Genomic DNA, 19614 nt, shown 5'->3' on the forward strand with positions numbered 1-19614 from the left:
CAGGCGGGCGGCACCCGTCGGCGCCGGGTCAGTCGGTCCCGGTGGACACCGCGGCCTTGAAGTGGGCGGGCAGGCTGCCGGAGCTCAGGGCGGCGGCGAGGTCCTTGGCCTCGTCCTCGGTGAACGAACCGCTGATCACGGCCGCTCCGCCGACGATCGCCTGGGCGACGTACGGGTGCGAGACGACCGTGCCGTCCACCGAGATGGCGAGCTGGTTGGCCGGCGCGGGCTGCGGCGCGATCCTGCCGGTGAGGTCGGCGAAGGCCTTGCCGCCCTGGGCGGTGAACTCCACAGTCACCTGCCAGCCGGCGCCGAACTGGCTGTCGAACGCCGCCGAGGCCTTCGCGATGTCGGTGCCGCGGACGGCGGCCGGTGCCAGGGCGAACCTCATCGCCACCGGGTCCGCCTTGGTGACGGTGCCGCAGACCGCCACGGCGGCACCCGGATCGATCGCGGCGGCGAGTGCGGTGTCGGGGCCTGCACAGCTCAGCGCGGCGAAGCCGGCGGCGAGTTCCGGCGGCACCGCGCCGGTCGGGGTGGAGTCCGCGGAGCCCGGCTCCGGGGCGGCGGCGCCGGCCGCCACGGCCAGCACCGGCCGGAAGTCCAGCGCGGTCCGGCGGCCGAGCGCCGCGAGGCGGTCTCCGGAGACCTGCCCGGCGACCGAGAGCCGCAGGGCCGCGGCCGTCGAGGTGACCCGGGCATCCGGCAGGCCGCGCGCCTCGGCCCGCTTGCGCAGCTGCTCGGCGGCCTGCTTCAGCTGCTCCTGGTCCAGTGGGTGGTCCGGGGTGTAGACGGCGGCGGTCCGCCCGGCGGCGGACGTGGCCTGGGCCGGCGGCGGACCGGGCGGCGCCTGGCTCGGGGAGGTGCACGCGGTGACGGCCGCCCCGGCGAGCAGGAGAACGGCCAGCGAGGAGAGCACCCGGGGCCGCTGCCCGGCCGACGGAGAGGGGCTTGTCATGGCGCGAGTCTGCCAGCACGGCGGGCCGCCCCGTCGGGGAGCGGTGGTCGTGTGACGCAACCGTGACGGCCCCGCCGGGCGGCTCCCGGAGCAGCGGTCGCCGGGGAGGCGCGCGGCCCCGACTTCGCGGGCCCCGCCGGGTGGTGGGCCCCGTCGGGTCGGTGGCCCGGGCGGGTGGTCCGGCGCCGGTCCCGGTCAGCCCGTGCGGTAGCAGATCACGAAGTCGTCGTAGGCGTGCCGCCCGGGCCGGGCGGCCACCTCGCCGAGCGCGCGGCGGACGTCGTGCAGCTGAGCGACGGTCATCTGCAGGGGCGGCTCGTCGGGCTGGTGGGTGTAGCGGATCGGGTAGTCCACCCCCGGCTGATCGGTCATCTCGATGTGGCAGCCGAGCACGTGGCTGACCGGGTGGGCGGCGGCGAAGGCGATCAGCCGGTCGATCGTCGCGACGTAGGCGTCCCAGTCGGCGATGTAGAGCCGCCCCGGGTAGACGGTGTCGCCGGTGAGCAGGAAGCCGGTGAACGGGTCGTAGTAGGTGATGGCGGCCTCGTGGTGACCGGGGCTGGTCAGGCAGGTCAGCACCCGCCCGCCGAGGTCGAGGTGGGCCGGCCGGTCGGGGTCGTCGCCCAGGCCGAGGAACGCCCGGACGGTGTCGGGCGCGGCGTCCACCACCACGGTGTCGGGCCGCCCGGCGAACTGCGCGTCCCCCGCGATGTGGTCGCCGTGACCGTGGCTGTGCAGGACGAGCAACTGGTAGGCGGTGCGCGGGTGGCGGGCGAGCCACCCCGCGACCAGCTCGTCGACGACGCGGCGGAGCGGGAGGTGTTCGGGGGCGGTGGTGGCGCCGGTGTCGATCAGGACCGCGCGCTCGTTGCCGAAGAGCAGGAAGAGGAACGGCGCCTCGTAGTCGACGGCCATGTTCTGCCGGAGGATCACGGTGTGCTCGTCGTAGTGGTGGACCTGGAGTTCGGGGTCGGTGTTGTGCTTCGCCGACTCCGACCCGTGGATCCAGCGCACATCGAGGGAGCGCCCCGCGGCGTGCGCCGCCCGGTCCGCGGCCGCGAAGTCGATCGCGGCCGCGGAGCTGAGCGCGCGCGGGGGACCGCTCGGGCTCGCCGGGCCGATCGGGTGCGGGCCGGAGGTCATGGGTTCTCCCGTCGCTGTCGCTCGCACCGGCCGAGTGCGCCACCCGCCCTCGTCCGGCGTCGGCTCGGCCGGGAGCCGCCGTCGCGAACCTACCAGGCGCCGCGGGCGGGGGCGGATCAGAATTCGTCGGCGCCGTTGCGCAGCTCGGGCGTCCAGTAGCCGGTCGCCCAGACGGCGGGGTCGACGGCGATGCCGCCGGCGCCGGGGGCCTTGACGGTGGCCTGGCCGCTGCCGCCGGCGAGGGCGACGGAGAACGCGGTCACCGGCTCGTTGTTCTCGTGCACACCGCCGTCGGAGAGCTTGACGACGGCGTAGGCGGGGGCGCCGGCGGCGAGGACGACGGGGGAGGCGGGCTTGCTCTTGGCGACGGCGGGCACGTTCTCGCGGTGGCTTTCGAGGAACCGGATCTGCGGGTACTCGCTGAGCCGGCAGCTGTGACCCGAGGTGTTCCTCGCGGTCAGCACGATGTGGGTGTAGGGCGGGCCGTCCTGGAGGGCGGCGGTGACGGCGACGTCCTTGACGGTGCACGGCGGCGCGCTCGCCGCCGCCGGGTCGGCGGGCGCCTGCGAGGCACCGGTCGGCCGGGCGGTGGGCGAGCCCTTCCCGGTGCCGGCGCCCTGCGCGCCCGCGCCGCTCGTCCCGGCGCCCGCGCCGGGCGTGCTGGCCGCGCCCTGTGCGGGCGCCGTGTTCGGGGCGGTGTCGGCCGTGCCGGGCGTGGACCGCGCGGCCGCGGGGGTCGGTGCGGCGGCCCCGGTGTCCGTGGCGTCCCCGCCGCAGGCGGTGAGGGCGAGGGCGAGGGCGGCGGTGCCGGTGGCGGCCAGGACGGTGGTGCGGCTGCGGTGGGTGCGCATTGGGAGGTCCCCCGGTGTCTGTCGTGCGGTGCGGGCAAGGGAACCCGGTCTGCCGGGTCTGGGCACGACCTTGGCGCGGGAACCGCCTCGGCCGCCAGAGCCGGCCGCCGATCTGGGAGGCCGGAATGTTTTATGGCCTCTGACCTGCGGGAACGCGTCTGCCTGGAACGGCGGAATGGAACGGGCGGGCTCAGGGTGGACGCCGGGCGGACTCCGGCCCGGATCGGGCGTGGACGGCAAAAATACCCCCTCGGGTATATTCGGGAAGGCGGCCGGACGGGCCGCCCCGAGAGCGAGGAGAGCGGTATGTGTCGACGCGTTGTCTGCCGGTCCTGCGGCAAGCCCGGCTACGCGGGCTGCGGCCGGCACGTGGACGAGGTACTGGCCGGAGTGCCCCGGTCCGAGCGCTGCGCCTGCGGGGAGGGCGGTGCGAAGGGTGCCGAGCGGGGCGCCGAGAAGGGCACCGGCTGGTTGGGACGACTGCTCGGCCGCCGCTGACACCCCGGATCGTCGCCGCGGGCGTCGCCGCGGGCCGTCCCGGGTAAGGGTGTCCGGGGGTGGGGCATGCGGAGTCGGCCGGGAGCGGTGCTCGTGGTTCCGGTGGTGGCGGTGTGCTGGCTGGCCCCCGCCGTCCTGGGCGCCTGGGGGCTCCTCGAACTGCGGGACATCGACTGGGCGCCGCCGGCCGCCGTGGGCTTCGGCCTGATCGTGCTGGGTTCGCTGGCGGGTCTGGTCCGGCTGCTCAGGAACGACGCGGGAAGGACGGCGGCCGCCCTGTTCGGCCTGCTGACCGCCTGGGTCGTCCTCCTCGTCGCCGGATTCGGCATGCAGGACCAACAGCTCCTGCACGAGCGGGGCGTCGCCTCGGAGGGCGAGGTGGTCCGGGCGATCGTCAGCTCCGACCCGATGGCCGGTCAGGGGCCCGCCGTGACCGCGGTCGACGTGCGGCTCGCCGACGGGACCGAGGTCAGGGGCATCGGGACCAGAGGCGAACACCCCGCCCTCGGTGACCGGCTCCGGGTGACGGTGGACCCGCGCGGCACGGTCGAGCCGCGGCTGGGCCCGCGCCCCGACGCGGCGGACCGCACGGTGGTGCTCGTCCTGCTCGCCGTCATGGCCGCCTGTGCCCTGGCCGCGGGTGCGGTGGTGGACGAGCTCTGATCGTGCCGACGAGGCCGGGCCGACGAGGCCGGGCCGGTGACGTCGGGCCGGCCTGCGTCGGAGCCGGCGCGGGCCGGAGCCGGGTGCCTCAGAGCCGGACGGGGCCGATGTCGGCGGAGCCGCCGGCGCACGGGGGAGAGGCGCGGCGGCACTCCTGAGGCGGACAGGTCGCGACGGACGCGACGGTCGGCTCGTGGCGGGTGAGCAGGGACCAGAGCACCCAGCCGGTGAGTCCGTTGCCGGTGACCACGACCTTGCCCCAGCGGGTGCCGAGCGGTGAGGTCCAGGTGTCCACGATCTCGACCCGGTCGCCACAGTGCGTCAGGCCGAGCACCGTGTCGTTGACCGAGTGGTCGCGGCGGACGTTGGCGGCGCCCGCCGCGACCTCCCACCCGGCGTGGCCGTTCTCGGGCGGCCGGGGGCCGGGGCCGGAGCCGCTCTGGCGGTCGCCGCCGGCGGCCACCGCCGGGAGCATCAGGATGGTCAGGGAGAGGACCGCCGAGGCGGCCCGTCCGATCAGGCGCACCGGGGCCTCGGCGGATCGTTCTGTGTGGGCATGTACGGCAGAACGATCCGGCCATGCGTGTGCGGACCGTTTCCGCCCGGGGCCACCCGGACGGCCGCTGCCGACTCGGTCGATCGGGTGGTGTCCGGGGCCGGGAGGCTGACGGCGGAGGCCGGTGGTGCCCGCGGTGCCCCGCGTCCCGCGCCGCGCTCCGACCGGCCCCGGACGCCGCCCGGTGCAGGCGCCCCTGCGCCGGGCGGCGTGCTGGTCAGGAGGAGATGCTGAACTGCTGGCCGTAGACGGCCCAGTGGAGCGGGGTGTCGAGGTCGAGGTTGCCGGCCCGGAGGAAGACCCGCTGGGCGGTGTCGATGCGGCTGGTGTCGCTGTGCGCGGGCTCGGTCACCATCTCGGCGTTGCGCGCGTCGAGGAAGGCCTCCAGATAGGCGGTCTCGTCACCGCCCTGGGACGGCGGGGTGGCCGTGGCCAGTGCCGCCTGGCGGATCCTGGCCAGACCGTCGGGGCCGTGGACGACGGCCGCGTCGTAGTAGGCGAACTGGCCGAGCGCGCGCAGCCCGTCCTGCTTGGCCCGCGAGACGGCGGGGTTGAAGTAGACCCGGTCGAGCTCGTCGAGCTGGGCCTGCCGGAAGGCGGGGTCGCCGGCTGCCGCGGCCCAGGCCGCGGTGAAGCCCGGGTCCAGGCCCTCGTGGGAGGCGCTGCCGTTGACCTGCTGAAGGGCCGGCAGATAGGAGGCCAGCGGGTTGTCCGGGACGGCTTCGGTGTAGGCCCGGACCAGGTCGAGCATGTCGCCCGTCCCGGAGCAGAAGCCGATCAGGCCTGCGGTGTAGCCGCGTCCGTCGTTGATGTCCTCGATGTAGGAGAACTGCGCCCGCCAGTCGAGCGAGGAGTTCTCGGCGCTGGAGACCAGCTGCATCGCGACGTCCTTCTTCTCCGGGCTGCCGAGGTCGGAGGCCGCGACGGCGCGGGCGGCGGTGGCCGCGGCCGGGCGGGGTTCGGCGGCGTCGGCGGTGGCGGTGAGCGCACCGGCGATCAGGCCCGCGACCAGGAGGGCGGCGGCTGCGGCCCGGGCGGCGCCGCACCCCCGGGGGTCCGTCAGCCGTGCTTGCGCTGCCCGACCCGCCACGCCCACAGGACGAGCGGCACCTGGAGCGGCAGCCGGGCCACGGCCAGGGCCGGCAGCGGAGCCGGCCGGTGCCGCCAGTCGTAGGCCATCTTCATGTTGGCGGGGAACACGGCGGCGAAGAAGCCCGCGGCGGCGAGTGCCCCGACCCTCCTGGTGCGCGGCACGGCGACCGCGGTGCCGATGGCGAGTTCGGCGACGCCGCTCGCGTACGTCCAGCCCCGCCGGCTGCCCGGAAGTCGCTTCGGCACGGTCGCGTCGAACGGGCGGGGCGCGGCGAAGTGCAGCACTCCGGCGCCGAGCAGAAGTCCGCTCAGCAGCCGGGCGGAGAGTCTCGATCGCTTCACGGTCACTCCTGGGACGGTGTCGTACGACGGGTACCGCGGGCCGTGTCCGGCCGCGGTTACCGAACAGTAGCGGCCCGTCGTTCGAGCGGGAAGGCGCGCCCGGACCGGCCGGGACCGTCGCCGACCGCCACCGGACCGGGCGCCCCGGCCCGGTGGCGGTCCGGGGAAGGTCATTGACAGGCGGTGGCGCGGCTCGGTGTAATCCGGTGCGCGGGAGGGCGGCGGCAGCGGGGCGACCGTCCCGTGCGGCGGCTCCCGGAAAGGCAGGACGTCGTGGACGCGGAGACCGGACCGGCCCCGGCCGGAGGATCGGCGATCGCCGCGCTGTACGCGCGCGACCGGGCCAGCCACGCGCTGGGCATCACCCTGGACGAGGTGTCCGCCGGTCGGGCGGTCATGCGCATGCGGGTGGGCGAGTCCATGGTGAACGGCCACGGGACGGCGCACGGCGGATTCCTCTTCCTGCTCGCCGACGCGGCGTTCTCCTACGCCTGCAACAGCCACGGACCGGTGACCGTCGCCCAGGCCGCTCAGGTCACCTTCCTGGCCCCGGCCGAGGTCGGCGACGAGCTGGTCGCCGAGGCGGTGGAGCGGACCCGCTCCGGGCGGCAGGGGATCTACGACGTGACCGTCCGCCAGGTAGCGGGGCGGGTCGTCGCGGAGTTCCGCGGGCAGAGCTTCGTCATCGCCGGCCGACCGCAGGCCGGCTGACCGGGCCGGCCCCGGCCCGCGAGCCCCGTGCCCGCCCGGCCCGCGGGCCCCGTGCGCCGGCCGGAGGGTCGGCCCGGTTCGGAGGGTCAGTCCCGGGGCCGCTCGTCCACCACCTGTCGGAGCTTGCCCGTCCGGGGGTTCGTGGCCAGCTCGGCCCGGGGTACCCACTCGACGGTGAGGTGGTGGATGGCACCGGAGGCCACCTCGGCCGGATAGAGCGGGATGGCGGCGTACACGGCCGCGACGAGCCGTTCGCCCAGTGCCCCCGGTTCGGCCGGTGGTTGCCCGGTGTACCCGAGGCGCAGGACGAGGCCGTCCCGCCCGTCCCGGCGGTGCTGCACCATCTGCATGCCGGAGACGGCGCCGTCCGGGTCGGCGGCGATCAGTACCGCGCGGATCTCCTCGGTCGGCATGGCGACCGTACCGACCCGCGCGCCCTCGTTCGACCGGCCGACCAGCCGGAACCGCCCGCGTTCCGGGTCCACCCACTCGGCGCGGTCCCCGGTCGGGTACCGAAGGATCGGCATCAGGGTGCGGAACAGGTTGGTGACCACGACCCGGCCGGGCACGCCGGCAGCCGTGATCGGCTCCCCCGTCACCTCGTCGACCAGTTCCACCACCGTGCGATCGGGGAAGGCCTCGTGGACGCGGACGTCGTCGCCCGGCACCGGCGAGCCGACCAGGCCCGCGTCGTTCGAGGCGTAGCCGAGCGAGGAGACGGCGGCCTTCGGGAAGGCCTGCGACAGGATCGGCCGCAGGTCGGCGAAGAGCAGGTCGCCGCCGAAGAGCAGCAGTTCCACGGAGTCGGCGCTCCGCCCCCGCCGGACGAGGCACTCGGCCACCGCGCTGAGCTTCATCGGCTCGCCCGCGAGGACGTGGACGCCGAAGCCGGTGATCAGGTCGACGACGTAGTCGTCGGGTGCGGCGCAACCGACCGGCAGGCGGACGTTCTCCACCGGTGCGTGGTGCAGGGCGTTCTCGATGTAGAGGAAGCCGCCGTAGAGTTCGCCGGCGCAGAACAGGTTGGCCACCCGGTGGCCGGGCTTCAGTCCGGCCCGGACCATGCCCGCGCCGAACGCGGTGACCGAGTCGGCGTGCTCGGTGCGCGACCAAGGGGAGAACTTGGGGACGCCGGTGGTGCCGCCGGTCTTGTAGACGCCCGCGTCGGTGAGCGGGCCGGTCAGCAGGCGGTTGTCCGGCCAGGTGTTCGCGGCCCAGAACGCGCCCTGGTCGATGAGCGGGAGTTCGGTGAGGTGCGAGATCGTCCGCGGTACGTCGCGGTACGCCTGCGCGTAGAACGGCGAGTGACTGCGGGCGAAGTCGACGAGCTCCTGGAGCGATTTCGCGGGCACTGCGTCTCCTGTCGATCGGGCGTGCGGTGAGGATGCGTCAGTTCTGTTCTCGCTCGGTGGAGTTCGGCTCAGGAGAGGTCCGGTCGGCCGATCCAGGCGTGGGCGAGCGTCTGGACGGTCGAGCCGTCCCGGTCGGCCAGCTTCCGGTCCAGGTACGCGGCGGCCCACGCGTTGGTGGGGACGCGGAAGGGCGGGCGTTCGGCGAGCAGGGTCCGGACGACGACCTCGGCCACCTCCCGGGCCGGCTGGCCGGCCGTCTCCCAGCCCTCGCGGCCGATCCGGTCGAGGTAGTCGGTGAAGGTGTCCGCGTACGGTCCGGAGGCGGCCCGGACGGTCGAGCGGTCGATGTCCGGGAAGACGCCGAACGAGGTGTCCGGGACGAAGCCCGGCACGACGACCGACACCCGGACGCCGTGCGCCGCGGCGACCGGGGCCAGGCTCTCCATGAACCCCTCGACGGCGAACTTCGCCGCGCAGTAGGCCTCGTTGAACGGCTGGCCGACGACCCCGTGCACGCTGCCGATCGTCACCAGGCGCCCGCGGGCGGCCCGCAGCAGCGGCATCGCGGCGCGGCTGACCGCGACCACGCCGAAGAAGTTCACCTCCAGGTTGGCCCGCAGTGCGGCCGTGGTCGACATCTCCAGGGTGGGATCGGAGTTGGAGACGCCGGCGTTGTTGACCACCGCGTCCAGCCGTCCGTACGCCCGTCGCACGTCGTCGAGGCAGGCGGCGACGGAGCCGGCGTCGGTCACGTCGAGGCGGCGGACGTCCACCCGGACGCCGGCGCGGTCCGCGGCCTCGCGCAGGGCGTCGGCCCGGCCGGGCTCGCGCATGGTCGCCACCGTCGTGAAGCCGGCCCGGGCCGCGGTGACCGCCACGGCCAGTCCGATGCCGGAGGACGTCCCGGTCACCAGGACGACACCCCGGTCCGGCGTCATGAGGCGCGCTCCGCCGGGGCCGACGGGGCGCTGCTGACGGGTTCGTCCGGCGCGGGCCCGCCGCCCGCCGACCGTGCCCGGTCCCGCTCGGCGGCGTCGAGCAGCGGCTGGATCCCCAGCGCCGGCAGGAAGGAGAGCGCCGCCAGCAGGGTGCCGCCGGCCATCACCGTGCGTGTCGCGTCCAGGATCCCCAGCGGCCCGGTCAGCAGCGAGACTGCCAGGCCGCCGACCAGGGCGGCGAGCGGGATCACCCCCCAGGTGACGGTCCGGAAGGCGGCGTGCATCATGCCCTGGTTCCGCTCCGACATCCGGGACTGGCGGGTGGGGGCGCTGCAGACGTTGATGCACGACATGAAGAAGCCGTAGCAGCCCATCGTGACGGCGATCACCGGCCCGGCCGGCAGCGCGGGCGCGGCGAGCACGCCGAGCCCGACCACGCAGTGCAGCAGCAGCGCCCAGGCCAACGTCCTTCCCAGGCCCAGCCGTTCACTGATCCTCGGGGCGACCACCGCGCCGGTGAGCGCACCCACCGCGGCGACCGACATGGCCGCGCCGAAGGCGCCGACCGAGACGTCGAGGCCCCGGTAGGCGAGCACCGGCAGGACGGTGACGAAGACCGGTCCGCCGCAGTTGAGCGTCACCGCAGCGACCACCACGCGCCGCAGCACCGGGTCGGCCCAGTTGAGGCGGAACCCCGCCGTCAGCCGCTCCCGGACGGACCCGGAGGCGATCGTCCGCTCGCCCCAGGGCCGCATCCGGCGGAAGCAGGCGGCGGAGACCAGGTAGCTGGCCGCGTCGACGAGCAGGGCGGCGACGCCCAGTGCGCTGTAGAGGCCGGCCGCGATCGAGGGGCCGGCCACCTCAGAGACCGAGCCGCTTCCCTCCAACCGGGAGTAGGCGCGGACGAGTTGCTCCTTCGGCGCGACGGCCGGGACGGCGACGAGGTAGCCGACGTTGAAGAAGATCGTCGCGCCGCTGATCACCGCCACGCAGCCCACCAGCAGTGGCGTGGACAACCGGTCCTGCCAGTACGCCAGCGGGATGGCCGCCACGGCCAGCAGCCGGACGAGGTCGCAGACCAGCATCGTCCGGCGTTTGTCCCAGCGGTCGACCAGCACTCCGGCGACCGGGCCGAGCAGCGGGATGCCCAGGTACTGGGCCATCGCCACGACGCCGACCTGGAGGGCGCTCGCGTGCAGCACGAAGATCATCAGGGTCGGGACGACGAACACGGTGACCCGGTCGCCGACGGTGCTGACCGTCTGGCCGGCCCAGAACAGGTTGAACCCCCGCCCGAGGGAGACGGGCCGTCGCGGCTTCACGACCCCTCCCGGACGACGAGGCCGGCGGTCTTGCCGGTCCGGTCGTTGCTGATCAGCTCGTCGACCGGGCGCACCCGGAAGGACTCCGGGTCGTGCTGGAAGGCGGTACTGAGCGTGAAGGTCGCGGACAGCAGCTGCCTGCGCAGCCGCTCGACGTCCGCAGGGCCGGTCGCAGTGCCGTCCGGGCCGGTGAGCAGCAGCAGCTCGACCGTCGCGGCCCGGCCGCGCTGCTCGGTGATCAGGACCTGGGCCCGGGACACCCCCGGCTCCCGCTCGGCCCGCGCGATGAGCTCGTCCACGTGCAGCCCGAGCCCGCGCACCTGCACCACGCTGTCCCGCCGGCCCAGCACCCGCATCGCGGGGCCCGGCCGGCCGCACGGGCAGGCCAGTAGCGTCCCGGCGTCGCCGGTGCGGTAGCGCAGCACCGGGTTGAGCATGTCCGGGTTGAGCGTGGTGAAGTCCAGCAGGTCCTGCGCGCCGACGTGCACCAGCTGCTCGGGCAGCGGGTGGAAGGTGTCGGCCGGGCAGTCCGGGGTGTTGGTCCCGACCACCCAGGTCTCCGTACTGCCGAACATGCCCCACCGCCGCGCCTGCGGTGCGACCGCGGCGAGGTCCGCCGCCAGCTGCGGCTGCCAGGCCTCGCCGAGCCAGAGCACCTTGCGCAGGGCCGGCAGCTCCAGCCCGGCGGCCCGGGCGTGGGCGAACCAGAGCCGGAGCACGCTCGGGGTGCCGCCGATCGCGGTGACCCCGGTCGCGGCGAAGAACGTCAGCCAGTCGGCGTACTCGTCCGTGGTGACCGAGCCCACCGCGAGGATCCGGCACCCGGACAGGTCGGCCAGCGCGGCGGCGAGGAAGTGCGCGCCCCACATCCGGCCCGCGCCCCAGGCGTTGACGAAGACGTCGTCGCGGTCCAGCGGCTGCCACTGCGCGTGCACCCCGGTCATGTAGAAGCCGGTGGGGGCGTGGCCGACCTTGGGTGCTCCGGTGCTGCCGCCGCTCTGGAAGAGCCAGGTCGCGCCGGCGCCCCGTTCGGCCCGGGGTTGCAGGTGGGCCAGGGCGGTGTTGAGACCGTCCTTGTCCAGCGGCGGGAGCGCGGCGAGGTCGTCGAGCGTGCGGGGCGCGCCGCAGTCCGCGTAGCGCTGCGCCAACTCCGGTACGCTCCGGAGTCGTTCGAGGGTGCGTCGGGCAACGTGCAGTTGTGGCCCGGCCGTCGCCGGGGGGAGCGAGAACAAGTCCGTCATCGTGTCGGGTTCTCCGTTTCCGAGGGGGATGCGGCGGGGGTGCCGCCGTCGGCCAGCCACTTGGCGTGGGCGTCCCGGTACGCGGTGAACCGGGCGCGGGTGACGTCCCGTTGGAGCGTGCGCTGCGGGTCGTCCAGGTCCGGGGCGATCACGCCGTCCGGTTCGAGCTCGGAGAACCAGTACCGCTCCCCGTCGAAGAGGAAGTCGACGCAGAAGAACGGCATCGGCAGCCGCTCGGCGAACCAGGCCGTGGCGGCGGCGAGTTCGGCCGGAACGGGTGGGAACTCCATGGCGCCGCCCCGGCTGGCGTTGGCCACCGGCGAGCCGGGCTCCGGGATCCGCTTCATCACGGCGTACGGTTCGCCGGCGACGACGTACACCCGGTAGTCGACCGTTCCGTCGCCGAGGTAGGGCTGGACCACCAGCGTGGTGTCCCCGCCCTGCGCCAGGCTGGCCAGGCCCCGGAGGTCCTCGGCGCTGCGCGCCAGGTTGATCCCGCCGCCGCCGCACCACCCGGCGGGCTTCACGATGGCCGGGTACGTCATGTTGCCCAGTGCCACCTCGTACCGGTGCTTGGCGATGTCGCGGCCGGTGCCGATCCGGACCGAGGGGATCGGCGGGACGGGGGAGCCGGCGAGGTGCAGCAGGGTGGCCAGCTTGTCGTTGCCGATGAGCGACATCTGCGGGGGGAAGGGCAGGTAGAAGCCGGCCTGTTCGAGGACGGCGTAGAGCGCGTACTGGTTGAAGACGTCCATCGACTGGTACGGCAGTGAGTAGAGCGCGGTGACGAAGAGGGTGTCCTGCGGCGAGACCGGTACGTCGTCCACGTAGACCACCGGCCGTCCGTGGACGGTGCCGTCGACCGTGACCGCCTCGGGGGCGTGCCTGGTCCAGCTCATCCCCAGGCTCTCGGCGACCTCCTCGTAGAGGTCCCAGAAGAAGGGGTGCCACATCGCCGCCATGCTGGTGGACTCCCGGTCGGGGAAGATCCAGCACATCCGGCGCAGCGGTCCGGCGCCGGGCGTCGCGGGGTGGGCGGCGGCCGTCGTGGGGTGGGCGGGGCCCGGCGTCGCGGGGTGGGCGGGGCCCGGCGTCGTGCGGGGTGGGGTCACGGCGAGTCCTTCCGAGGGGGTGGGGACGCGGGGCCGCCGGACCGCTCGGACCACCAGCGGCGGCCGGGCTCCGGGAGGGTGTCCACCGGGTCGTAGAACAGGTGGCGCCGGCCGAGCACGGCGTCCAGGTCGGCGCCGCTCTCGCGGGCCTCCGGTGCGGTGCGGTAGTCCTTCGTCCAGGAGGAGATGCCGCGTTCGCGGTCGTAGGCCACCGCCTGGTGCACCCAGCGCTTGCCGACCTGCGGGACGTCGCAGACGATCCGCGGGGTGGCGTAGCCGGGCAGGTAGCCCATGATCGCCTCCTGCAGCCGCTGGGCCTGGTGCACGGGCGTGCGCCAGTGCTCGGCGCCGGGGATCATGTCGCAGAGGTAGAAGTAGTAGGGGAGGATGTTCGCCTCGCCCTGGAGCGCGAAGCAGAGGTCCAGGAGGTCCTCCGGGGTGGCGTTGACGCCGCGCATCAGCACGCCCTGGTTGCGGACGTCCCGGACCCCCGCGTCCAGCAGCGCCCGCGCCGCTTCGGCGACCAGGGGCGTCACCGACTGCGCGTGGTTGGCGTGGGTGTGCACGGCGAGACTGACCGAGCGGCGGGCCGCGACGGCGGCCACCCGGCCCAGCCCCTCGACGATCCTCGGCTGGAGCCAGTGCTGCGGCAGGCCGACCACCGCCTTGCTGGCCAGCCGGATGTCGCGCACCGACTCCAGCTCCAGCAGCCGCAGCAGGAACGTCTCCAGTTGCGGCCAGGGCACGTTGGCGAGGTCGCCCCCGGAGACCACCACGTCGCGCACCGACGGGGTGCGCTTGAGGTGGTCGAGGATCTGCTCCTGCCGGTCCACCGGTCGCAGCGCCAGCCTGGTCTTGGTGACCTGGGGCGTGGAGTTGCCGACCAGGTCCATCCTGGTGCAGTGGCCGCAGTACTGCGGGCAGGTCGCGGTCAACTCGGCCAGCACTTTGGTGGGATAGCGGTGGGTGAGGCCCTCCACCACCCACATCTCGGCCTCGTGCAGCGAGTCGCGCTCGGCCTTGGGGTGGCTCGGCCACCGCGGGTGGCGGTCCGCGCGGACGGGCAGCATGTAGCGGCGGACCGGATCGGCCAGGAACGCCTCGGTGAAGGCCGGCGGCCCGGTCGGTGCGTGCGGCGCCATGGTGTTCAGCATCTGCGGCGGCAGCAGCATCGACATGGTGGCGAACTGCTCCTGGTCGGCGGCGAGTTCGTCGAAGAACCGGTCGGTGAGCAGACCGCCGGTGACGGCCCGCAGCTGCCGGGGGTTGCGCACGCAGTGCGCCCGCTGCCACTGGGCGTTCCGCCACTGGGCCGCGGTGACGTGGCGCCAGCCCGGCAGCCGGCGCCAGTCGGGCTCGGCGAGCGGAGTCCGGACGTACTGGTACGGCTGCCGGGTCGGGTGGGGGTCCATCGGGTGCTACTGGCCGGCGAAGAGGGTGGCGAAGCGGGTCCGCAGCTCGCGCTTGAGCACCTTGCCGGTCGGCCCGAGCGGGAAGTCCTCCGGCGTGCGGGCGATGCTCACCGCGGCGAGCGCGGCCAGTCCGGCGCCGGTCAGCGCCTTGTTGGCGGCCTCCTGCACCTCCTCCGCGGTCGGGTCGCCGGCGTCGGCCTGCAACCGGACGACGGCGACGGGCCGTTGGCCCTCGCCGGGCGCCCCGGGCACCCCGATCACCGAGCAGTCCTGGACGAGGTCGCCGCAGTCGGCCAGCAGCACCTCCTCGATCGGCAGGCTGTAGACCGGCCCGCCCAGCGTGTCGATGACGTCCACCGTCCGGTCGAGGTGGTAGAAGTTCCCCTCGGCGTCGCGGCGGGCCACGTCACCGGTGAGCCAGTAGCCGGCCAGCTCGAAGGTGGCGGTGAGCCGGGGGTCGTTCCAGTAGCCGGGGGTCCGGGACGGGCTGACCACACCGAGCAACCCGACCGTGCCGTCCGGGAGTTCCTCGCCGCCCTCGGAGAGCACCGCGGCCCGCCGAACGACGTCGAGCGGCTTGCCGACGCAGCGGTCGTCGCGGGCGCTCTCCGGTGTGGTCACCTGGCCGAACAGCGCCATGCCCATCTCGGAGGAGCCCAGGCCGTCGATGAACTGCGAACCGGGCAGGTCGGGTTGCTCGGCCTGCTGCCGCGGCAGCAGCCAGGGCCTGATCAGCCCGGCCGGCCGCCGCCCGAGCCGCACCAGCCGCCGGATGTGCCCGTAGTGCGCGCTGTCACCGGTGTTGAACCAGGAGTGCACCTCGGCCGCGCCCCGGGTCGGCGGTTCGCCGGTGGCCAGCTCGACGAAGGTACGGGGGAAGGAGGCCACCATGGTCGGCCGGAAGGCCTCCATCACCGGCTCCACGGTGGCGCGCCGCCAGTCGGACATCACCACGGTCGGCAGGCCGAGCAGGGTGGCGGTGAGGAAGTAGCTGAGACCGCCCGCGTGGGTGTGCGGCATCATCGACATCAGCCGGTCGTACGGCTCCGCGGGGAAGCGCACCATCCGCGGCTGCTTGCCGTCCCAGAACTGACGGTGCGCCAGCATGGTGGACTTCGGCGTCCCGGTGGTGCCGGAGGAGTGGATCAGGGCGACCACGTCGTCGTCGGCGTGCCGGTACGGGTAGTCGTCGGGGAGCCGGGCCGCCGCGGCGTCGAAGGCCTGGATCTCGGCGGCCATGGCGATGAACCGGGGGCGGCGCCGAGGGTCCTCGCGGTAGGCCGAGGCGAGCCGGGTGGGGTCGTCCGCGACGATGCCGACCACGCCGACGTGGTCGAGGTAGCGGACCATGACGTCGTGCCGCATGGCGTCGTTGACCAGGGCGGGGACGGCGCCGAGGGCGGTGAGCGCGAGGAAGTGCAGCAGTGGCTCCAGCCCCTCGCCGACGACGACGCCGACCGGCTCGCCGGGGCGCACGCCGTTGGCCCGGTACCAGGTGGCGTAGCGGTCGCGCAGCGCGGCGAGGTCGAGCAGGCTGTGGCCGCGCAGGACGACGGCGCCGCGGTGGTCGGTGTGGTGGCTGTAGGCGAACGGGACCGCGCGGTTCGGGTTGACCGAGAGGGCGTGGTCCAGGAAGTTGCCTGCGCCCAGGGCGGGTTCGGTCATCAGCCGCTCTCTGGCGGCGAGGGGCGCGATGGGACTCCGGTCGCTCATGGCGGTCTCCTGAGGAGGTGGCCCGGCGGGGTTCTTGTGGAACCGGCCAGGGCTTGGGTGGGATCGGGGTACGGGTGTGCGGGGGTGCGAGTGCACCGGTGGATCGGGGGCGGCGGCACGGCGGCCGGGGCGCCCGGGGGCCGGTCGCGGGCAGGGGTGCCCCGGTGCGGGTGGTGCGGTTTCGGAACGGACCGGCCGGGGCGGGTCCGTCGGTGGTACCGGGGTCAGCCCCGGGCGAGGATCTCGGCGACGACCCGGTGGCCGGAGCGGACGGCGCCCTCCATCAGACCGAAGTACTCGGTGCTCGTCTCGGTGCCGGCCCAGTGCACCCGCCGATGCGGTGCGGTCAGTGTCGGGCCGTGCCGGAGCCAGTCGCCGGGCCCCCGGAGCGCGGCGTAACAGCCGTGGCTGTACTGCTCGTTGACCCAGTCGGTGATGTGCAGGGCGGTCGGCGGCGGGAGCATGGGGAACACCCGCGCGGCCTGCTCGACCACGGCCGCGCGCCGGCGTCGCGGGTCGAGCGCGCCGAACCGCCGGGCCTCGCGCCCCGTGACGAAGCCGGTCAGGACGCCGACTCCGCCCTCGGCCGGCGAGTCGTCCACCGTCGACAGCAGCGGGCCCTCGGCGTTCACGGACCAGCCGGAGAGCCCGTGCTCGCGCCAGAGCGGCTCGGGGTAGACCAGGGTCGCCTTGACGGCGCAGCCCCGGGCCGTCCGCTCGCCGGCCCGGCGCACCGGCAGCCACGGCCGGTACTCGACGGCATCGGCCAGCAGCGGCGGCAGCGCCATCACCGCGACGTCCGCCCGGTACGCGCCGGCCGTCGCGTGGACGGTGACCCCGTCGTCGTCCTGGTGGACCGCCCGGACGACCTCGCCGAGCCGCACCCGTGCACCCAGCCGCCCGGCCAGCCGTTCGCACACCTGGTGGGCGCCGCCGGCGATCCGGTCCTGCTGGGCGCCGCCCTCGAAGGCGTTGAGGTAGCGGACGCCGCCGCCCGAGCGGAGGTAGAACGCCATGTGCAGGACGGAGACGTCGGCCGGGTCGGCGGCCATCATCTCGCCGAGGAAGAGCGGGAAGAAGAGCCGGGCGTCCGGGTGGGTCAGCTTCTGCTCGGCCCAGGCGGCGGCGGTGAGGCTGTCCAGCCGGGCGGCGTCCGGGGTGAGCCACGGCGCGTCGGGCCGGACGGCCGCGGTGAGTTCGTCCAGCAGCTCGAAGAGGTCGCCGAGGGCCACGGCGTTCAGCGGTGGGAACCGGCCGTCCCGGGTGGTGCCCTCGCGGCCGAGGACGAACCGGCTGGCGCCGTGCATCGCGGTCGGCGTGGTGTCGAGCCCCAGTTCCTTGACGAGGGAGAGGAGTTCGGTGTGTCGCTCGCCCAGGTAGGCGGCTCCGGCGTCGACCTGCCGGCCGGGCGCGACCAGCAGGCCGTGGGTGCGGCCGCCGACCCGCGTACGGGCCTCCAGCACGGTGACGTCGATGCCCCGGGCGGCCAGCCCGGTCGCGGCGGTGAGGCCGGCGAGCCCGGCCCCGACCACGACGGCGGTGCTGACGCGGCCGGCCCGGGCTGCCCGGCCGGGCCCGTCTGCCGCGGGTGCTGCGGCGGAGCGGTCGGGGGGTGTGGTGGCGGAGCCGTCGGAGCCGGTCATCTGTCAGCCGCGATCTTCTCGGCGAGCGCCCGGGGGGTCGGCGCGAGCAGGAAGTCGTCGAAGGACAGCTCCACGCCGTGGTCGCGGGCGATCGCGCTGAGCACCCGGGTGGCGATCAGCGAATCGCCACCGAGCCGGAAGAAGTCGGAGTCCGCCGCGACGTCCGGGGTCTCCAGCACCCGGCGGAAGACCGCCACCAGGCTGTCGATCCCGGGGGCGGAAGGGTCCGCGTCGGAACGTTCCGCGCCGGAAGGGACGGCGCCGGCGGCGGAGGTGGTGTCAACGCTCAACGAAGGTCTCCTTTGACCTGGTCATGGGCTGCGTGCCGCCGGTGCGAGCCGGCCCGGTCGACCTTCCCGCTCGCGGTGAGCACCAGTTCGGGGACGACGGTGACCCGGCTGGGCACGAGATGCTCGGGGACCCTGCCGCGCAGGTACGCCAGGAGGTCGGTGTCCAGTGCCTCGGCCGCCGTGCCCGCCCGCGCCACCACATAGGCGACCAGGGCGGACCGGCCGGCGAGCGTCACCGCGGCCACGGCTGCCGCGCGCACCCCGGGGTGGCCCGCGATGTGCGCCTCGACCTCGGCCGGGTCGACCCGGACGCCCCGGACCTTGGTCTCGCCGTCCAGCCGGCCCCGGTGGGTGAGGAGGCCGTCCGGCGAACTGCTCACGAGGTCGCCGGTGCGGAAGCAGCGCTCGCCGTCGACGACGGTGAACCTGGCGGCGGTGGCCTCGTGCAGTCCGAGGTAGCCCAGCGCGACCGACGGTCCCCCGATCAGCAACTCACCTTTTTCGCTGATGAGTTGGATGACATGGGGGAGGGCCAGGCCGATCGGGGCCCGGGCGCCGCCGGGCCGGCCCCAGTCGGTCGAGGGGGCCTGCGGGCCGTGCAGGTCGACGGCGTGGGTGATCAGGGTGGTCTCGGTGCAGCCGTAGGTGTTGACCAGGCGGATCCGCCCGGTGTCCAGCGCGGCCCAGTCGGCCAGCCGGGCCGCGCTCGCCGCTTCGCCGCCGATGACCAGGACCCGGACGCAGTCGGGCAGGGGTGTCCGGTCCTCGGTGAGGTGGAGCACCAGTTCGTGCCAGAAGGCGGTGGGCAGGTCGAGGACGGTGATCCGCTCGCGCTCGACCATGCGCAGGAAGCGGGGGAACGATCCGCTGTGCGCCGCGTCGTCGAAGACCAGGGCGGCCCCCGTGGCGAGCGTCGGCAGGATCTCCTCGAAACAGGTGTCCCAGTTGAGGGAGGCGAACTGCAGCACGCGGTCCTCCGGCGTCAGGCCGAAGAGGTCGCGCAGTGCGGGCACCACGGCCGTCAGGGCCCGGCGGGGAGTGAGCACGGGTTTCGGCTGCCCGGTGGAGCCGGAGGTGAAGAGAATGTAGGCCGGGTCCTCGGCGTCGTTCCCGTTCCCGTTCCGGCCGAGGTCCGACTCCGGTTGCCGAGGAGTGGCCGCCGGGGGGTCGGCCGTGGCATCCGGTGATTCCGGCGGGCCGGTCCGGGGGCCTGGCGCCGGGTTATCGGTGAATTCCGGCAGGGGGGCCGGCGCGACACAATCCAGGCCGAGCCGGTGCACCGACGCGGGATCGGCCGCGACCATTGTGCGGCACTCCACCGCCGAGAGCATCGCCCGTAACCGGTGTTCCGGGAATGCCGGATCGGCGGGGCAGTAGACCCCTCCGGCGGTGAGGACGCCGAGCAGCCCGACGACCGTCTCCGGATGGTGGCCCGCCTGCACGGCGACCACGCCCGGACGGGCTCCCAGGCGCCTGGCCAGGTCGCTCGCCGCCGCGTGCAGCCGGCCGTAACTCAGGGCCCGCCCGTGCCGGACAATCGCCGGGCGTTCCGGAAAGCGGCAGGCGCTTTCCGTGAACGCGTCAAGTAAGTCGGAAGTAACTCCAGTGGTGCCGTTGTCATGTGACATGCCCGCCCCAAAAGAATGGCCGCAAGCGCTCATCCGCGCTCGGCGGACCGGGACTCTACCTTCGAACATGCGGTGCCACAATGGCTGTTGAGGATATTGCAGCGCGATGGTGTGGGTGAATGGTGAACGAGTACCGCGCTGCCGAAGAA

General features: G+C 74.5%; 19 protein-coding genes. 3 read left to right on the forward strand and 16 right to left on the reverse strand.

Translation table 11 applies throughout. From position 1 onward, the window contains the following. Window positions 1–28: 28 nt before the first annotated feature. The 3 genes from ACFVYI_RS19925 to ACFVYI_RS19935 form a co-directional block, all read right to left on the reverse strand. Window positions 29–958, reverse strand: a complete 930-nt coding sequence (locus ACFVYI_RS19925; RefSeq protein WP_387887224.1) for a hypothetical protein — start codon at window positions 956–958, stop codon at window positions 29–31. Between the two features lie 195 nt (window positions 959–1153). After that, complete coding sequence (locus ACFVYI_RS19930) at window positions 1154–2101, reverse strand: MBL fold metallo-hydrolase (RefSeq protein ID WP_387887227.1); 948 nt, start codon at window positions 2099–2101, stop codon at window positions 1154–1156. 116 nt (window positions 2102–2217) lie between these two features. After that, complete coding sequence (locus ACFVYI_RS19935) at window positions 2218–2952, reverse strand: DUF4232 domain-containing protein (RefSeq protein WP_387887229.1); 735 nt, start codon at window positions 2950–2952, stop codon at window positions 2218–2220. Window positions 2953–3258: 306 nt separating this feature from the next. Between ACFVYI_RS19935 and ACFVYI_RS19940 the strand changes: the two genes are divergently transcribed. Both ACFVYI_RS19940 and ACFVYI_RS19945 read left to right on the forward strand, forming a co-directional pair. Further along, on the forward strand, window positions 3259–3450 hold the full coding sequence (locus ACFVYI_RS19940; RefSeq protein WP_387887231.1) for a hypothetical protein: 192 nt from the start codon (window positions 3259–3261) through the stop codon (window positions 3448–3450). A gap of 87 nt (window positions 3451–3537) precedes the next feature. Continuing rightward, on the forward strand, window positions 3538–4113 hold the full coding sequence (locus ACFVYI_RS19945; protein ID WP_387887233.1) for a hypothetical protein: 576 nt from the start codon (window positions 3538–3540) through the stop codon (window positions 4111–4113). A gap of 88 nt (window positions 4114–4201) precedes the next feature. Here the strand turns inward: ACFVYI_RS19945 and ACFVYI_RS19950 are convergent, their stop codons facing one another. The 3 genes from ACFVYI_RS19950 to ACFVYI_RS19960 form a co-directional block, all read right to left on the reverse strand. Then, window positions 4202–4639 carry a hypothetical protein gene (locus ACFVYI_RS19950; protein WP_387887235.1) on the reverse strand — a complete coding sequence of 146 codons (438 nt, stop codon included), beginning with the start codon at window positions 4637–4639 and terminating at the stop codon, window positions 4202–4204. 247 nt (window positions 4640–4886) lie between these two features. Further along, window positions 4887–5759, reverse strand: coding sequence for a chitosanase (locus ACFVYI_RS19955; RefSeq protein WP_387887238.1), 873 nt, complete (start codon window positions 5757–5759; stop codon window positions 4887–4889). Then, window positions 5729–6103, reverse strand: a complete 375-nt coding sequence (locus ACFVYI_RS19960; RefSeq protein WP_387887240.1) for a hypothetical protein — start codon at window positions 6101–6103, stop codon at window positions 5729–5731. Before ACFVYI_RS19960 ends, ACFVYI_RS19955 begins: the two co-directional genes overlap by 31 nt. A 273-nt stretch (window positions 6104–6376) precedes the next feature. Here ACFVYI_RS19960 and paaI point away from each other — a divergent pair, with 273 nt between their 5' ends. Continuing rightward, window positions 6377–6814, forward strand: coding sequence for a hydroxyphenylacetyl-CoA thioesterase PaaI (paaI, locus tag ACFVYI_RS19965; RefSeq protein WP_387887243.1), 438 nt, complete (start codon window positions 6377–6379; stop codon window positions 6812–6814). An 86-nt stretch (window positions 6815–6900) separates the two neighbouring features. Here paaI and ACFVYI_RS19970 read toward each other — a convergent pair whose 3' ends face one another. The 10 genes from ACFVYI_RS19970 to ACFVYI_RS20015 all read right to left on the reverse strand — a co-directional run bounded on the left by ACFVYI_RS19970 (window position 6901) and on the right by ACFVYI_RS20015 (window position 19534). Continuing rightward, entirely contained in the window at window positions 6901–8166 is a 1266-nt protein-coding gene (locus tag ACFVYI_RS19970) for a phenylacetate--CoA ligase family protein (RefSeq protein ID WP_387887245.1), read from the reverse strand. A gap of 68 nt (window positions 8167–8234) precedes the next feature. Continuing rightward, window positions 8235–9104, reverse strand: coding sequence for an SDR family NAD(P)-dependent oxidoreductase (locus ACFVYI_RS19975; RefSeq protein WP_387887247.1), 870 nt, complete (start codon window positions 9102–9104; stop codon window positions 8235–8237). Further along, window positions 9101–10426 carry an MFS transporter gene (locus tag ACFVYI_RS19980; RefSeq protein WP_387887249.1) on the reverse strand — a complete coding sequence of 442 codons (1326 nt, stop codon included), beginning with the start codon at window positions 10424–10426 and terminating at the stop codon, window positions 9101–9103. The genes ACFVYI_RS19975 and ACFVYI_RS19980 overlap by 4 nt, the downstream gene beginning before the upstream one ends. Next, complete coding sequence (locus ACFVYI_RS19985) at window positions 10423–11667, reverse strand: phenylacetate--CoA ligase family protein (RefSeq protein WP_387887252.1); 1245 nt, start codon at window positions 11665–11667, stop codon at window positions 10423–10425. The genes ACFVYI_RS19980 and ACFVYI_RS19985 overlap by 4 nt, the downstream gene beginning before the upstream one ends. Next, the gene (locus ACFVYI_RS19990; RefSeq protein ID WP_387887254.1) at window positions 11664–12779 is read right to left on the reverse strand and encodes a RimK family alpha-L-glutamate ligase; all 1116 of its coding nucleotides are present in this window, start codon (window positions 12777–12779) and stop codon (window positions 11664–11666) included. Before ACFVYI_RS19990 ends, ACFVYI_RS19985 begins: the two co-directional genes overlap by 4 nt. Further along, window positions 12776–14191, reverse strand: coding sequence for a KamA family radical SAM protein (locus ACFVYI_RS19995; protein WP_387887257.1), 1416 nt, complete (start codon window positions 14189–14191; stop codon window positions 12776–12778). Before ACFVYI_RS19995 ends, ACFVYI_RS19990 begins: the two co-directional genes overlap by 4 nt. Window positions 14192–14197: 6 nt before the next feature. Then, window positions 14198–15904, reverse strand: a complete 1707-nt coding sequence (locus ACFVYI_RS20000; RefSeq protein WP_387887260.1) for a class I adenylate-forming enzyme family protein — start codon at window positions 15902–15904, stop codon at window positions 14198–14200. 224 nt (window positions 15905–16128) lie between these two features. After that, window positions 16129–17547 (reverse strand): flavin monoamine oxidase family protein, encoded by a 1419-nt coding sequence (locus ACFVYI_RS20005; RefSeq protein WP_387887262.1) that lies wholly within the window; start codon window positions 17545–17547, stop codon window positions 16129–16131. After that, the gene (locus ACFVYI_RS20010; RefSeq protein WP_387887264.1) at window positions 17544–17837 is read right to left on the reverse strand and encodes an acyl carrier protein; all 294 of its coding nucleotides are present in this window, start codon (window positions 17835–17837) and stop codon (window positions 17544–17546) included. Before ACFVYI_RS20010 ends, ACFVYI_RS20005 begins: the two co-directional genes overlap by 4 nt. After that, entirely contained in the window at window positions 17834–19534 is a 1701-nt protein-coding gene (locus tag ACFVYI_RS20015; RefSeq protein ID WP_387887267.1) for an AMP-binding protein, read from the reverse strand. Before ACFVYI_RS20015 ends, ACFVYI_RS20010 begins: the two co-directional genes overlap by 4 nt. Window positions 19535–19614: the final 80 nt, after the last annotated feature.

The sequence above is a fragment of the Kitasatospora sp. NPDC058218 genome, assembly GCF_042882445.1.
GTDB lineage: Bacteria > Actinomycetota > Actinomycetes > Streptomycetales > Streptomycetaceae > Kitasatospora.